Source organism: Rothia similimucilaginosa (assembly GCF_029850985.2).
In the GTDB taxonomy this organism is placed as follows: Bacteria; Actinomycetota; Actinomycetes; order Actinomycetales; family Micrococcaceae; genus Rothia.
Genome location: NZ_CM138149.1, coordinates 1,500,882 through 1,514,889, shown reverse-complemented (window position 1 = coordinate 1,514,889; position 14,008 = coordinate 1,500,882). Strand labels below are relative to the sequence as shown.

General features: G+C 57.9%; 14 protein-coding genes. 12 read left to right on the top strand and 2 right to left on the bottom strand.

From position 1 onward, the window contains the following. Positions 1-13 precede the first annotated feature (13 nt). A complete protein-coding gene (gene hflX, locus QFX07_RS06260) occupies positions 14-1,729 on the top strand; it encodes a GTPase HflX (protein ID WP_279755189.1) in 1,716 nt (571 codons plus the stop codon). A gap of 6 nt (positions 1,730-1,735) precedes the next feature. Further along, positions 1,736-3,808: an ATP-dependent DNA helicase gene (locus tag QFX07_RS06255; RefSeq protein WP_279755190.1), complete on the top strand. Its 2,073-nt coding sequence runs from the start codon at positions 1,736-1,738 to the stop codon at positions 3,806-3,808. A 211-nt stretch (positions 3,809-4,019) separates the two neighbouring features. Here the strand turns inward: QFX07_RS06255 and lexA are convergent, their stop codons facing one another. After that, positions 4,020-4,694, bottom strand: coding sequence for a transcriptional repressor LexA (lexA, locus tag QFX07_RS06250; protein WP_070614766.1), 675 nt, complete (start codon positions 4,692-4,694; stop codon positions 4,020-4,022). 828 nt (positions 4,695-5,522) lie between these two features. On the opposite strand from lexA, the gene QFX07_RS06245 reads away from it, so the two are divergent. The 3 genes from QFX07_RS06245 to QFX07_RS06235 all read left to right on the top strand — a co-directional run bounded on the left by QFX07_RS06245 (position 5,523) and on the right by QFX07_RS06235 (position 7,839). Beyond that, on the top strand, positions 5,523-6,179 hold the full coding sequence (locus QFX07_RS06245; protein WP_279742161.1) for a LysM peptidoglycan-binding domain-containing protein: 657 nt from the start codon (positions 5,523-5,525) through the stop codon (positions 6,177-6,179). 119 nt (positions 6,180-6,298) lie between these two features. Then, entirely contained in the window at positions 6,299-7,051 is a 753-nt protein-coding gene (locus tag QFX07_RS06240) for an imidazole glycerol phosphate synthase (RefSeq protein WP_279742162.1), read from the top strand. Continuing rightward, complete coding sequence (locus QFX07_RS06235; protein WP_279742163.1) at positions 7,051-7,839, top strand: HisA/HisF-related TIM barrel protein; 789 nt, start codon at positions 7,051-7,053, stop codon at positions 7,837-7,839. Before QFX07_RS06240 ends, QFX07_RS06235 begins: the two co-directional genes overlap by 1 nt. 174 nt (positions 7,840-8,013) lie before the next feature. Here the strand turns inward: QFX07_RS06235 and QFX07_RS06230 are convergent, their stop codons facing one another. Further along, a complete protein-coding gene (locus tag QFX07_RS06230; RefSeq protein WP_049345337.1) occupies positions 8,014-8,436 on the bottom strand; it encodes a DUF1844 domain-containing protein in 423 nt (140 codons plus the stop codon). Between the two features lie 292 nt (positions 8,437-8,728). On the opposite strand from QFX07_RS06230, the gene infC reads away from it, so the two are divergent. From infC to QFX07_RS06195, 7 genes are all read left to right on the top strand, one after another. Then, positions 8,729-9,430 carry a translation initiation factor IF-3 gene (infC, locus tag QFX07_RS06225; RefSeq protein ID WP_083294482.1) on the top strand — a complete coding sequence of 234 codons (702 nt, stop codon included), beginning with the start codon at positions 8,729-8,731 and terminating at the stop codon, positions 9,428-9,430. A gap of 197 nt (positions 9,431-9,627) precedes the next feature. Further along, positions 9,628-9,822 carry a 50S ribosomal protein L35 gene (rpmI, locus tag QFX07_RS06220; RefSeq protein ID WP_004006287.1) on the top strand — a complete coding sequence of 65 codons (195 nt, stop codon included), beginning with the start codon at positions 9,628-9,630 and terminating at the stop codon, positions 9,820-9,822. A 114-nt stretch (positions 9,823-9,936) separates the two neighbouring features. Beyond that, positions 9,937-10,317: a 50S ribosomal protein L20 gene (rplT, locus tag QFX07_RS06215; RefSeq protein WP_005507127.1), complete on the top strand. Its 381-nt coding sequence runs from the start codon at positions 9,937-9,939 to the stop codon at positions 10,315-10,317. 211 nt (positions 10,318-10,528) lie between these two features. After that, positions 10,529-11,440 (top strand): TrmH family RNA methyltransferase, encoded by a 912-nt coding sequence (locus QFX07_RS06210; RefSeq protein WP_279742180.1) that lies wholly within the window; start codon positions 10,529-10,531, stop codon positions 11,438-11,440. A gap of 119 nt (positions 11,441-11,559) precedes the next feature. Beyond that, positions 11,560-12,486 carry a cation diffusion facilitator family transporter gene (locus tag QFX07_RS06205; RefSeq protein WP_279742164.1) on the top strand — a complete coding sequence of 309 codons (927 nt, stop codon included), beginning with the start codon at positions 11,560-11,562 and terminating at the stop codon, positions 12,484-12,486. A 118-nt stretch (positions 12,487-12,604) separates the two neighbouring features. Further along, positions 12,605-13,414, top strand: coding sequence for a DUF421 domain-containing protein (locus tag QFX07_RS06200; RefSeq protein ID WP_279742165.1), 810 nt, complete (start codon positions 12,605-12,607; stop codon positions 13,412-13,414). Then, positions 13,414-13,905 (top strand): (deoxy)nucleoside triphosphate pyrophosphohydrolase, encoded by a 492-nt coding sequence (locus QFX07_RS06195; protein WP_279755191.1) that lies wholly within the window; start codon positions 13,414-13,416, stop codon positions 13,903-13,905. Before QFX07_RS06200 ends, QFX07_RS06195 begins: the two co-directional genes overlap by 1 nt. Positions 13,906-14,008 lie beyond the last annotated feature (103 nt).

The window sequence follows — 14,008 nt, the reverse complement described above, 5'->3', positions numbered from 1 at the left end:
GAATTAGAGTCGTATGAATTCTAAGAACAACCCCGTATCTGATACCGAAAAGCTGCCCAGTGATGAGCAGTTGCGCCGCACCGTAGACCGCGTTCTGGGCCGCTCCCAGGCCACTGCCTCCGTCACGACGTATGACGCAGCCGGTACCGCGCATCACAGCGATAACTCTTCCAGCACCCACGGCAGCCACAATAGCCGCCGTGTGCTGGATACTCGCGCACGTGAAATTTCTGACGTTCAGCGCGAACATTCCGAATATGACGGTGACCAGGAAGACCTCGCTGAGCGCCGCGCACTGCGCCGTATCGCAAACCTCTCCACCGAGCTTGAAGATGTCACCGAGGTCGAGTACCGCCAGCTGCGCCTGGAGCGCGTGGTGCTGGCTGGTCTGTGGACTGAAGGCACCGTAGAGGACGCGGAGAACTCCCTACGTGAGCTCGCGGCACTGGCTGAAACCGCAGGTTCCGAGGTTTTGGACGGTTTGGTTCAGCGCCGACTCAAGCCGGACCCCGGCACCTTCCTCGGCTCCGGTAAGGCGCTGGAACTCAAGGACATTGTGGAGGCGACCGGCGCCGACACCGTCATTGTCGACTCCGAATTGGCTCCCTCTCAGCGTCGTGCCCTCGAAGACATTGTGAAGGTCAAGGTCATTGACCGTACCGCCCTGATTCTCGATATTTTCGCTCAGCACGCCAAGTCCCGAGAGGGTAAGGCGCAGGTTGAGCTGGCACAGCTGGAGTACATGTTGCCGCGTCTGCGTGGTTGGGGTGCCTCCCTGTCCCGTCAGGCGGGTGGCCGTGCCGCAGCCGGTGAGGGTATCGGTTCGCGTGGTCCCGGTGAAACCAAGATCGAGATGGACCGCCGCCGCCTGCGCGCTCGCATGGCGAAGCTTAAGCGTGAGATTGCTGCGATGGCGCCGGCGCGTGAAACGAAGCGTCTGAACCGTCGCCGTAACCGTGTGCCTTCGGTTGCTATTGCCGGGTACACGAATGCGGGTAAGTCCTCCCTGCTGAACCGTCTGACCGATGCCGGCGTGCTCGTGGAGAACGCCCTGTTTGCGACCCTGGACCCGACCGTCCGTAAGGCTCAGACCCCGGACGGTATCGGCTACACCCTCTCTGACACGGTGGGTTTCGTGCGTTCGCTGCCGACCCAGCTGGTGGAGGCTTTCCGCTCCACCTTGGAAGAGGTCGCTGACGCTGACGTCATCCTGCACGTGGTGGATGCTTCGCACCCGGACCCGGAGGGGCAGATTCGTGCTGTCCGCGAGGTCATTGCCGAGGTTGACGCCCGCCATATCCCCGAGATTATTGTGCTGAATAAGGCTGATGCCGCCGACCCGTTCGTGCTGGAGCGTATGCGTCAGCGCGAACCGGAGCACGTAATCGTTTCGGCGCGTACCGGTGAGGGCATTGATGAGCTGAAGCAGAAGATTGCGGACACTATTCCGCGCCCCTCTATTGAAGTGAAGCTGCTGATTCCGTACTCGCACGGTGAGATTATTTCGCGCCTGCACGAGTGGGATGCCGAAATTAGGAGCACCGATTTCGTATCGGACGGCACTTTCGTGGTGGCTTTGGTTCGTGAGGATGTCGCCTCCGAACTGTCCGAGTATGTGCTGGAAGGCGACCTGCTGGAGGTTCTGGAGGAAGAACTTGCGGAGGCACACACCCTGGCTGAAGCGACCGCATCTGTTTCCGAGCAGTCCTCTACCGCCGAGGCTCTCTAGGAGCGTATGAGCGTGACCGAGAGCATCAACGCGCCCAAAAACGCCCCGGGAACCGTGCCCGGATCGGCGACCGACGGCACCCGATTCACCGGGCAGGAGCTTGAGACCCTGCCCGGTGCGAAGGATGCCCTGACCCTGCTGGACGAGGCGGTTGCCGCCACTGGCGGTCAGAATCGTGCCGGTCAGCGCACCATGGTGGCGCATGTGGCGCAGGCTCTTGAACTGCAGCGTCACCTGCTGGTCCAGGCGGGTACCGGCACCGGTAAATCCCTGGGCTACCTGGTGCCTGCCCTGGCGCGGGTGGAGGAGTCAGACCAGCCGATTGTGGTTGCGACGGCGACCCTTGCCCTGCAGGCGCAGATCGTGAACCGCGATATTCCGCGTCTTCTACAAGCGCTGGAGCCGCGCCCGGAGTCGCAGGCGCAGGTTGCTCTGCTCAAAGGCCGCAATAACTACCTCTGCCTGCACAAGCTGGAGGGCGGCTACCCGGAAGACGAGCCGGATGCTCTCTTTGACATGCCTTCTTCAACTTCCCGCGTGGGTGAGGAAGTGGTGCGCCTGCGCGAGTGGGCCGACCGCACGGAGACCGGCGACCGTGACGAGTTGAAGCCCGGTGTCTCTGACCGTGCCTGGGCTCAGGTATCGGTCAGCGCCGCCGAGTGTCTGGGCCGCCGCTGCCCGCTGGTGGAAGAGTGCTTTAGCGAGATGGCGCGTAGCCGTGCCGCTGAGGCTGACATCGTCATCACGAACCACGCCCTGCTGGCGATTAACGCTTTTGAAGGCATGAAGGTTCTACCCGAACATGAGACGGTCATTATTGATGAGGCTCATGAGCTGGTGGACCGTGTGACCGGTGCCGTGTCTGGTTCTTTGACGGTTGCGATGGTTCGCCGTGCGGCACGTAGCGTGAAGAAGCATTCGAAGGCTGATTCCGGCGCACTGGAAATGGCTGCCGGCACCCTGGAGACTGCTTTCGAGGGTCTTGCTGAGGGCCTGTTGAAGGGCCTGGACGGTCGCCTTTTGACCGCTATTTCTGCGGTAAATGATGCCGCCCGCACCGCCCTGTCCGATACCAAACCGGACGGTCAGGACGTTGACGCTGGCCTGCAGATGGCGCGCTCGCGTGTCTCTGAGGTGCACGATATGAGTAGCCGCATTCTGGAGGCATCTGCTGAGCAGGACGTGCTGTGGATTTCTCGTCAGGGTGGCTGGGAGAACGGCCGCTACGTTGCTGCTTCCGATACCGACCCGGCGACCCTGAACATCGCCCCGTTGAGCGTCGGTCTGCAGTTGCGTGACGGACTGTTCGCTGACCGCACCGTGATTTTGACGAGTGCGACCCTAACGGTGGGTGACTCTTTTGATGTTGCAGCCGCCGCCCTGGGACTGCAGGGCGAGGGCGCGCCGCGCTGGACGAGCATCGACGTGGGTTCGCCTTTCGACTACCGCAAGCAGGGCATTATGTATGTTGCCGGGGATTTGAAACCTCCGGGATTTGGTGTGCATGAGGGTCAGCTGGAGCGTCTGCGTGAGCTGTGCGAGGCGTCGGAGGGCGGTGCCCTGGGCCTGTTCTCCTCGAAGCGTGCCGCCGAGCGTGCCGCCGAGTACATGCGTGAGCATAGCGACCTGAACGTTCTTCTGCAGGGTGAGTCTTCGCTCAAGGCTCTGGTGGAGGAGTTCAGCGAGGACGTTGACTCGTGCCTATTCGGCACGATGAGCCTATGGCAGGGCGTGGATGTTCCGGGTGACTCTTGCCGCCTGGTGGTGATGGACCGCATTCCGTTCCCGCGCCCGGATGACCCGATTGCGCAGGCGCGTACGCAGGCGGTGAACCGTCACCGCGGTAACGGCTTTATGGCGGTTTCTGCTCACCATGCGGCGATTCGTATGGCGCAGGGGGCGGGCCGCCTGATTCGTTCGGTGTCTGACCGCGGCGTGGTGGCTGTGCTGGATTCTCGTGTTGCGACTAAACGTTACGGCGGTTTCTTGATGAAGGCGATGCCGCCGATGTGGTCGACGCAGAATAAGGCAGCCGTGATGGGTGCGCTGGCTCGTCTTTCAGCAAGTATTGAGCGTTAGCTCGGGCGAGATCATTCCATGCCGCACCGCCGCTCCGCTTTGGGCTATAAATTTGGACATATAGGAATCATCCCGGTGATACGTGAACGTTCACGTATCACCGGGATGATTTCTATAGAGAGCTAAAAGGCCTAACGGTTATGTCTGTTAGAAGTCGTGCTATTTAGACCCAGCTGCTTTTAGAGGCTGCGCTGGTGAGAGCCCGCGTCTTCTAGAGACTGCGCAGCACGGAGACGACCTTACCCATGACGGTTGCGCGGTCACCCATAATCGGCTCGTAGTTAGAGTTGCGCGGCATGAGCCAGGTATGGCCGTCAACCTGACGGAACACCTTCACGGTTGCTTCATCGTCGAGCAGAGCGGCAACGATATCGCCGTTGTCTGCGGTGTGCTGCTCGCGGACAACCACCCAGTCGCCGTCGCAGATTGCGGCGTCAATCATGGAATCGCCCTTGACCTTGAGCATGAAGAGCTTGCCGTTACCTACCAGCTGGCGGGGCAGGGCAAGCACATCCTCCACGGACTGCTCGGCGGTGATGGGACCGCCCGCTGCAATTCGTCCAACCAGGGGAACGGGTACGAGGTCTTCATCGCCGACTTCGAAATTCGGCAGCTCGGGCAGGGACGAGGAGGAACTACCGTGGATGCCGACGCCGTTCTCATCCAGCACCTCAATGGCGCGGGGGAGCTTCGGGTCGCGGCGAATGTAGCCCATGGTCTCGAGACGACCGAGCTGGTGAGTGACCGAGGATAGGGATGCAAGACCCACCATGTCACCAATCTGGCGCATGGACGGCGGGTAACCCTTTTGTTCAATCTCGGTGCGGATCGCGTCAAGAATCTTCTGCTGGCGCGCGGTCAGCGCCGGACGGGGTGCTGTTGCCATTTCTTTTCCTTCGGTCTGTGCCCCGAATTCTGTATTCCGGTCTCTGTAGTCTGTTTGAGACACAGTCCGGTCGGGGCACGGATGGGTGCTTCACACGTTTTCCGATGGTGTCCTAAAGATTTTTTGGTTCTGCCGAAATGGGTCTTATCTCGTCAGGGGGTGGAGGAATTCTATCCGTGCCGGAGTGATACGCGGGCAACGAGTATGCGCCTCCGCCCTATAAAACTCACTCAGTAGCACCTGCATTTTGATACAGAACCAAGCTGTAACGGGTACAGAAACCTGCTGTGAGTAGGACTCATCAGGAGCGTGTGGAACGTCTCTTGACACCAGTGTAGAACACTACACCGAAAAACTCAAACAAATATTCTAGATTTTTTCTTCGAAGCTCGAAGAAATTTTTAGTACATATCTGCTATACTTTAGAATAAAATTTCGTATATACTCTTGAATCTCTCCTGAAACTCAGGATTTGCGGGTGAATGTTCGAAAAATATTCGAAGATTCGGTCCGGAGTCTTCCAGGAGGGGCGAGTGAATGAGTGTTCGAATGTATTCGAATCCTCTGTCTCTCTTCGCACTATCTACCCCGGATGCTCTAGGGGTCATCTGGCGAAGAGAGAGCGCAGGGGATGGGGGTGCTGGGGCGACCCAACGCAACCCGGTGTATCCGGTGCTCTGACCTAACTAGAGAATAGCTATCCAATAGTTATTGCTTAACAATCACCACTCCATAGTTATCACTCAACTAGGACCTCCGAGCGGGTATCGCTCGGCATTGCTAGACCCGCGGGGTAACCCCGGGGCGAGCTGAGAGAAAGGAACCACAATGACTCTTGCAGCACCTATTGCTTCTCGTGGCACTTCTGCACACCTTCCGGCAGGTTTGGTGGTACTTCACCCCGCCCGCACTGTGTCCGCCCGCACCGTGCAGGGGCGTTCTCGTGTGCCTGCATCTTCGCAGTCTGTTCGCTCTTCTCGTGCGGTTCATGCACCCCGCCCTGTGCCGGTGGCTCTGCCTACCCATGCTCCTGCCGTTTCTGCCACCGTTGCTTCCACTCAGGCGCCGGTTCGCTCTGTAGCTTCTGGTGTGCAGGCTGTCTCTGATCCACAGGCGCCTCGACTGAAGAGCGTTCTTCAGGCTAAGGGCGGCGAGCTTCTGCGCGCGATTCCCTCTTCTATCCGTCGTCTTGGTACTGTGCACGGTTTCCTGAAAGGGCTGCCTCTGCTGACTTTGGCGGTGCTGATTGTGCTCGGTGCTATTAGCTTCTTTGGCCCGGCGGCTTCTGCTTCCGTGGAGAACGCTTCGGCGACTCGAACCATCGTTGTGGTCAAGCACGGCGAGACCCTGTGGGATATTGCTCAGGCAGTGGATCCGCAAGGTGACACCCGTGATACTGTGGTTCGTATTATGGAGTTGAACTCGTTGACTAGCACCTCTGTTGATACCGGTCAGCATCTGGAAATTCCTCAGACTCAGCGCTAAGCATGGACCCGTGTGTGGTTGGCTTCTGCATGAGGTTGGTGTCTTGACTCCGAACTCTTCATCTCTCAAGCTAGAGCGCTTGAGCCAAATTCTTGAGCCTATGAAATAGGAGCGCACCGATGCCTGTTCCCGTTGAACCCACACCCGTCGAAACTGAATCTGTACAGAGTGCTCAGACCACTCGTCCTGTGGTTGCTGTTTTGGGGGAACCCGGAACTCGTGGCGCCCTGGTGAAGCTTCTTCAGAATGCGGGGGCTCAGGTTATCGTGACCGCTGTGCCCAATCAGTTGCGTGAGGCTGACGGAATGGTGGTTACCGGCGGTGCGAGCTCTCTCGAGGCGTACGAAGATCTGAAAGCTAAGGATGCTGAGCGCGTGATTGGTCGCCGTGTGGCTGGCGGTCGTCCGGTGTTGGTTGCCGGTGCAGCGTTGACTTGCCTCTTCGACTCCGTTACGGTGAAGCATCCGCAGACGGGGCAGATTCAGGTGCAGTGCATGGGGGAATGGCCCGGTGAGAGTGTGGAGCTTTCTACCCGCGACCTGGTGCCCGGTGTGTCTGCCCTGCGTTCTGCCTCGGATAGCGCGCTGCTCAAGGACCTTGAGGGTGAGGCTCACTTCAAATCTGAGCACGCCGTTTTTGAGTGGGCTTTTGATCAGAGCATTGAATATATTGCCCCTCCCGCGGTGACTTGGACTGTCACCGAACCTGCCTATATCGCGGCAGTTGAGAACGGTCCGCTGACGGCGGTGCAATTCTGCCCGGTGGAATCTGGCGAGCTGGGTGCGGAGTTTATGCGCCGCTGGGTTGCATCCCTGGCGGTGACTGGTCGCCTGTCTTCTGAGGGCTCCGCTACTGCTGCGGGAGGTAACTAATGTCTGCACCCATTCTTGAACTTCTGCCCGCTGTTGATATTTCTGAAGGCTACGCGGTGCGCCCGGTGGGCGGCACCCTCTCCGGTGGTGAGCAGCGCCTTGACCCTGTTGAGGCGGCTCTGACCTGGGTGAAGGCTGGTGCTCGCTGGATTCACCTGGTTGATCTTGATTTAGCGTTTGGTCGTGGCACGAATACTGAGGTTCTGGCTGAGGTGGTTGCCGCTGTCCGCGCTGAGAATGCCCGGATGACCGGCTCCGCTCCGGTTCGTGTTCAGGTCAGCGGCGGTGTGCGTAATGCTGAGAGTCTGGAGCGCGCCCTGAGCTTGAGCCCGGACCGTGTAAACGTGACTAGTGCGGCTCTGGCGGATTCTTCCTGGCTTGAAGGTGTTCTGGCTCGTTATGCCAATTCTGATCTTCTGGCTCTTGGCCTCGATGCCCGTTACAACCCCGAGCGGGGCTGGGTGACGGTGGCTCGCGGTACCGACTGGTCGGGTCCTGATTTGGCGGAGGCGCTGGCGTGGCTGGAGAGCGTGGGCGTGCGCCGCTATATCGTCACGGATGTCAGTAAGGACGGTTCTCTGGCGGGCCCCGGTGCGGAGCTGCTGGATGAGGTACTGGCTCAGACTGCCTGTCGGGTGGTGGCGTCTGGTGGTGTGGCGTCGCTGGCTGATCTTGTGAAGCTGCGTTCTGTTGTGCCTTCTGGTTTGGAGGGCGTGGTGCTTGGTAAGGCGCTGTATGTGGGTAACTTTAGTTTTGAGCAGGCTCTTGAGGCCGCTGGCTCCCGCTAAAGTTACCGCTCCGCTCAAATCCGAGTAGATTTCTTATCCGCATAGGTTTTATGTATGACGAAGCCCCACCTTCCTCAGCACAAGGGAGGCAGGGCTTCGTGATGACATACACCAGATACGGCTTAGTAGACCAACTGGTTTAGCGCACGTCCTGGCTTAGTGCACCAGTTTGGTTTAGTACACCGGGCCGGTGAGCTTTTCGCCGGGGCCCTTGCCGGGCTCGTCCGGGAAGGGGGACGCTTCGCGGAAGGCGAGCTGTAGGGTGCGCAGGCCGTCGCGCAAGGGTGCTGCGTGCTGGGAGCCGATTTCGGGTGCGGCGGCGGTGACGAGGCCTGCCAGTGCGGTGATAAGCTTGCGTGCTTCGTCGAGGTCCTTGAGGTCGTCAGCGTTTTCCTCGGCTGCCAGGCCGCACTTGACGGCTGCGGCGCTCATCATGTGGATGGCTGCGGAGCTGATGACTTCGATGGCGGGTACGTCTGCAATGTCGCGAAGCTGTTCGTTGACGGCTTCGACCTGCTCTTCGGTGAGTTCGGTGTGTCCGTGTACGGGGGTTTCTTCTTCCGCTGTGAAGCGGAAACTCGTGTTTTCAGTGCTCATAGTCCTAGAATCTCATATTTCGTTTGTTTCGGTAAATGCGTCCTTAAGCGTGACCGTCGGGCGAGCCACCTGCGCGATTTCCCGCAATTTTTATGGTGTTTTACGTCTAAATCCTTGCGTCTGTCGGGGATTCTACGGTATGGTTGTAGGCAGTTTGCAAGTGGAGCATGCCTCCCACCCGGTTGACCGCTGCAGGCGTTAGCTTGCGAGTTTTGAGGTGAACGGGTTTGTCCGCCGCTTTCGGCGTACGCTGGTTTGTGCCTCCGCTTGTGTAACTGCGGGGGCTTTTTTAGTGCCCGCAACGGATAGTATTCACGGGGAAACCCACAGAGCACAGGAGCTAGTCATTAGCGAACCACGCATTAACGATCGTATCCGCGTTCCCGAGGTCCGTCTTGTCGGTCCCGGTGGCGAGCAGGTAGGCGTTGTCCCTCTGAAGGACGCTCTGCGTCTGGCTGAGGACGCTGAACTCGACCTGGTCGAGGTTGCCCCGAACGCGAAGCCGCCCGTGTGCAAGCTCATGGATTACGGTAAGTACAAGTACGAAGCCGCAATCAAGGCTCGTGAATCCCGCAAGAAGCAGGTTAATGCCGTTCTGAAGGAGATCCGTTTCCGCCTGAAGATTGATACCCACGACTACGAAACCAAGGTTGGACACGCTCGTCGTTTCCTTTCCGGTGGTGACAAGGTCAAGGCAATGATTCAGTTCCGTGGTCGTGAGCAGCAGCGCCCCGAGATGGGTGTGCGTCTGCTGGAGCGTCTGGCGGCTGAGCTGGCTGAGGTGAGTACTGTTGAGTCTCGCCCCCGTCAGGATGGCCGTAACATGGTGATGGTTCTGGCTCCGCTTCGCGGTAAGGCAGAGGCTCGCCGTGAGCAGGGCGCCGGCGGTCGCAAGGGTCGCGAGCGTATTGACACGACCAAGGCGAAGCCCGTAACTAATTCTCTGGCAGACGCTATGCCTGCCGAGTTGAAGGCACAGGCTTCCGCCGAGTAGGGAACCGGGTCGTCACTTTAGGATGGGCACGCGCCTCCACCGTTGGGTGGGTGTTGCGGGTTCACCCGGTGCCGGTTCCGAGGCGCCTCCTCAGGGGTGCCTCATCTTTGGTCCTTGGGGCTGATGCGTCTATCGCTCAACCCCACTAAGCTACCCCGCCATTGTGGTGGGGGATGAATGTAAGGAGAACGGCAGCTATGCCGAAGCAGAAGACCCACTCTGGTGCTAAGAAGCGCTTCAAGCTCACCGGTAGCGGCAAGGTTAAGCGCCAGCAGGCGAACCGTCGCCACTACCTGGAGCACAAGTCCTCTCGTCTGACCCGTCGTCTGGCTTCTGACCAGATCGTTACCGGCGGCCAGGCAAAGGTTGTCAAGAAGATGCTGGGTAAGTAAGCACCGCTTACTCTCTGCACCTGGCGTACCGATAGCGGTGCGCACTGATTAAAGACTCGCTCCTGTTCAGCGTGATATGTGAGCTGTTCAGGACATAAGACGAAGGAGACACACGTGGCACGTGTGAAGCGCGCGGTTAACGCGCACAAGAAGCGCCGTACTATTCTCGATCGTGCATCCGGCTACCGCGGTCAGCGTTCTCGCCTGTACCGTAAGGCTAAGGAGCAGGTCACTCACTCGCTGGTTTACAGCTACGACCACCGTCGTAAGAAGAAGGGTGACTTCCGTCGCCTGTGGATTCAGCGTATCAACGCTGCTTCCCGCGCACAGGGCCTGACCTACAACCGCTTCATCCAGGGCCTGAAGGCTGCTGGTGTTGAGGTTGACCGCCGTATGCTGGCTGAGCTGGCTGTTAACGAGCCCGCTGCCTTCAACGCACTGGTTGAGATTGCTAAGAACAACCTGCCCGAGGACACCTCGGCTCCCAAGGCTTAATGAGCCTAGGTTGTGTTCTTACCTCGAAGATCTAGGTTCGGGGTAAGATGCGTAAGCGTCGTGAGCGGCCGTCTGCACTTTTGAGTGTGGGCGGCCGCTTTCTGCGTATCTGGGGGTTGCTTGAGTGACTGTTCTGCGTTTTTTGGGTGTGCCTTTGGCTGTGTACCCTTTAAGAGTGAACTTTTTTGAACGTATTAGTACCCCCGTTGTGATGTCCAATCCGCAGGCAGATCGTGTGCGTGATATTGCCAAGCTGCGTACCCGCGCTGCCCGCACGAAGAAGGGCCAGTTCCTGGTGGAAGGCCCGCAGGCTGTACGTGAGGCGCTGAAGGCGCATCTGAAGAAGCCGATTCTGGATGCTGTCTATGTTACGGAGGCGGCTTTTGACCGTCATGAGGATATTGCTGAGCTGCTGGAGCAGGTGTACGGCACCCCCACCCCGGAGGAGGGTCGCCGCGTCTTTATGCGTGTGGTGACCGACGAGGTGCTGGAGGCGATGGCTGATTCGGTGAGCCCGCAGGGTATTATTGCGGTTTCTTTTATGGTGGATGCGTCGTTCTCGCTGCTGTGGGGTGAGGGCGCGTTGAACCCGAAGCTGATTGCTGTGCTGTCTCGTGTGCAGGATCCGGGTAATGCGGGCACTATTCTTCGCGTGGCTGATGCGGCCGGTGCTGACCTGGTGATTACGACTAAGGGTTCGGTGGATTTGTATAACCCGAAGACGGTGCGTTCTACCGCGGGTTCGCTGTTCCATGTGCCGATTATTCAGGGCGTGCAGCTGGAGGATTTCGCGGAGGATGTGAAGTCTCAGGGTACTGCTGTGCTGGCTGCTGACGGCTATGGTGCTGTGAATCTGCAGGAGCTGAGTGAGTACACGGCGGCTCGTCGTGCCGGTGTGGAGGTGAGTGCCCCGTCCGGTGTGAAGGGCAATTTTGATCTTTCTAAGCCGACCATGTGGCTTTTCGGTAATGAGGCTCAGGGCCTGAATGCTGAGGAGAAGGCTGCCGCCACGATGCGCGTGGCGGTGCCTGTCTATGGTTCGGCTGAGTCTTTGAATGTGGGTACGGCTGCTGCTGTGTGTCTGTATGCTTCGGCGATGGCTCAGCGTGGTGTTTCTCGCTAGGGTTTATCTCGCTATATTTTTACGAGGTTTCGGGGCGGTTCGTAGTTGTGAAACAGTGGCGGGCCGCCTCGACCGTATAGGTTTGAGAATGCAGGATTAGGGCTGTAGAAAGGGAAATTATGTCTGCTCCTTCTGGTCATTCGGGTTCGGGCGCGATTGTTGCTGCGTTGGGTGCGAACCTGGGTATTGCGGTGCTGAAGTTTTTGGCTTTTGCGCTGACTCGTTCCTCGTCGATGCTGGCGGAGGGTATCCATTCGGTGGCTGATTCCGGTAATCAGGTGTTGCTTCTGGTGGGCGGTCGTGCTTCGCAGAAGCAAGCTGATGAGGAGCACCCGTTTGGTTATGGCCGTAATCGCTATATTTACGCGTTTATTGTGTCGATTATTATCTTTGCCCTGGGTGGCTTATTTGCTCTGTATGAGGGGTATGAGAAGCTACATGACCCGCACGGTATTACTGAGTGGCAGTGGGTTCCGGTGGCTGTTCTGGTGGGTTCGATTCTGCTGGAGGGTAATTCGTTCCGCGTGGCGGTGAAGGAGTCGCGTGAGCTGAAGGGCAAGCAGAGCTGGATGCGTTTCTTGCGTACTTCGAAGAACCCGGAGCTTCCGGTTCTTCTGCTGGAGGATGCTGGTGCGTTGCTGGGTCTGATGTTTGCGCTCTTCGGTGTGGGTATGACCTTGCTGACCGGTAACGGTCTGTGGGATGCGTTCGGTACGCTGGCTATCGGTGTGCTGCTAGTCTTTATCGCTGTGTTCCTTGCCGTGGAGATGAAGTCGCTGATTTTGGGTGAGGCTGCTTCTGCTGAGGATTTGGCGAAGATCCGTGCAGCGATTGAGGATGGCGATAGCGAGCGCATTATCCATATTAAGACCGTGCACCTGGGTCCTGAGGAGATTCTGGTGGCGGCTAAGATCCGTATTCATGATGCTGATACTGGCCGCGCTGTGGCTGATGAGATTGATGCGGCTGAGGTTCGTATTCGCGAGGCTGTCCCTGCTGCCCGCATAATCTACCTGGAGCCGGATATTTTGCGGGCCGACGCCTAGATACTGGTTCCTTGGGGCGGCACCTGTGCTGGCGCCTCTTGTGGGCGTATCATACCGCGCAGACACAGCAGGTGAGGCATATCCACTTAAACACACAAACGTATAGGAGAGACGATTCATGACTGTCGAAATGGTGACTGACGGCTTGCTGAAGATTTTCTTCGGTCTGGTCATCATCCTGGTGTATCTACGCCTGACCCACCGTTCTCAGGCGGGGCACCAGACCCCGATTGATACCATCGGTAACTTTGTGATTGGTGGTCTGATTGGTGGTGTACTGTATAGCGAGCAGATTAGTCTGTTCTACTTCATCGTTTACCTGGTCTTTACGTTGTGTATGATTCAGCTGCTGAATGTGGCGACTTCGAAGATTCATTTTTTGCATATGGCGGTGCGTGAGCAGCGCGTGCCGGTCATTACTGATGGCGATATCGATATTAAGAGCTTCCAACAGTCCGACGTGGTACTTGACCCGATGCGTCTGGTAGCAGATCTGCGTGCGCAAGGTATTTACGACCTGGAAGAAATTGAGTTCGCTCAGATTGAGCTGAATGGCGCGCTGAGCGTGATTCGTAAGGGTGACGGTGTTCCAAACTTTACCCTGGTGGTGAAGGGAACCCTGGTGACTCGCGATATTGCGGATGCTCACAAGACTGAGGATTGGGTGCGTTTGCAGCTACGTGCAGCTAAGGTTGAGCTTGAGGATATCTTCCTTATGGAGTTTAAGAACGGCAACCGCTTGCTGATTCTGCTGAACGACGGCACTAATATTCGCCGTGAGGTGGTAGAAACCTCGAATATGAATGACGAGGAAGAAGAGTGGAAGGCAGGCATCGAGAAAACTGATAAACAGCAGGACGGCAATTCTGAGGACATGGATAAGGCTACTGACGCTCAGGTGGCCCCTAAGGAGAAGAAGGAGCAGTAGTGTCTACCTCTAACCAGGTGCCCGAACACTTTGAAGTGCAGGTGGTAGGTGCAGCAGTTTTGGATTCTTTCAAGAATCCCACCCGCCTGCTGATTGCCCAACGCTCGGCGCCACCCATCCTGGCGGGCCTCTGGGAATTTCCCGGTGGGAAGGTCGAGGCGGCAGAGAGCTGCGAGCAGGCTCTGGCGCGCGAGCTGAGTGAGGAACTGGGCGTACGGATTCTTGTGGGTGCTGAGGTGCCCGGACCGCACGTTCAAGGTTGGCCACTAAACGAGCGCCTGGCGATGCGTGTGTTCTTTGCTGAGATTTTTTCTGGTACTCCGGATACTTTGGAAGATCACAGTGCTCTGCGGTGGATGCCGCTACCGAACTCTAGGGATGACGCGCAGGCGTATGATGATTTGCTGGGTTTGCCGTGGATTCCGGCGGATTTGCCGATTGTTGTGGCTCTTCTTCAGCAATTGCAGGATGCAGGTGTTGGCGAGGCATAATCCTAATGCCGTAGTGCTAAGACTCTGTGTTAGTTTGGTGCAAGGCTAATTCCCGTTGTGTAACAAGTTCGCGGCGGTAACAGGATAAATTTTCTCTATCTTT

Excerpts from the sequence above, each read along its gene's own strand:
- QFX07_RS06230 (WP_049345337.1), bottom strand. The coding sequence starts at position 8,436 with ATGAGCACTGAAAACACGAGTTTCCGCTTCACAGCGGAAGAAGAAACC.
- QFX07_RS06210 (WP_279742180.1), top strand. The coding sequence starts at position 10,529 with ATGTCCAATCCGCAGGCAGATCGTGTGCGTGATATTGCCAAGCTGCGT.
- QFX07_RS06240 (WP_279742162.1), top strand. The coding sequence starts at position 6,299 with ATGCCTGTTCCCGTTGAACCCACACCCGTCGAAACTGAATCTGTACAG.
- QFX07_RS06245 (WP_279742161.1), top strand. The coding sequence starts at position 5,523 with ATGACTCTTGCAGCACCTATTGCTTCTCGTGGCACTTCTGCACACCTT.
- QFX07_RS06235 (WP_279742163.1), top strand. The coding sequence starts at position 7,051 with ATGTCTGCACCCATTCTTGAACTTCTGCCCGCTGTTGATATTTCTGAA.
- hflX (WP_279755189.1), top strand. The coding sequence starts at position 14 with ATGAATTCTAAGAACAACCCCGTATCTGATACCGAAAAGCTGCCCAGT.
- QFX07_RS06255 (WP_279755190.1), top strand. The coding sequence starts at position 1,736 with ATGAGCGTGACCGAGAGCATCAACGCGCCCAAAAACGCCCCGGGAACC.
- QFX07_RS06200 (WP_279742165.1), top strand. The coding sequence starts at position 12,605 with ATGACTGTCGAAATGGTGACTGACGGCTTGCTGAAGATTTTCTTCGGT.
- rpmI (WP_004006287.1), top strand. The coding sequence starts at position 9,628 with ATGCCGAAGCAGAAGACCCACTCTGGTGCTAAGAAGCGCTTCAAGCTC.
- lexA (WP_070614766.1), bottom strand. The coding sequence starts at position 4,694 with ATGGCAACAGCACCCCGTCCGGCGCTGACCGCGCGCCAGCAGAAGATT.
- QFX07_RS06205 (WP_279742164.1), top strand. The coding sequence starts at position 11,560 with ATGTCTGCTCCTTCTGGTCATTCGGGTTCGGGCGCGATTGTTGCTGCG.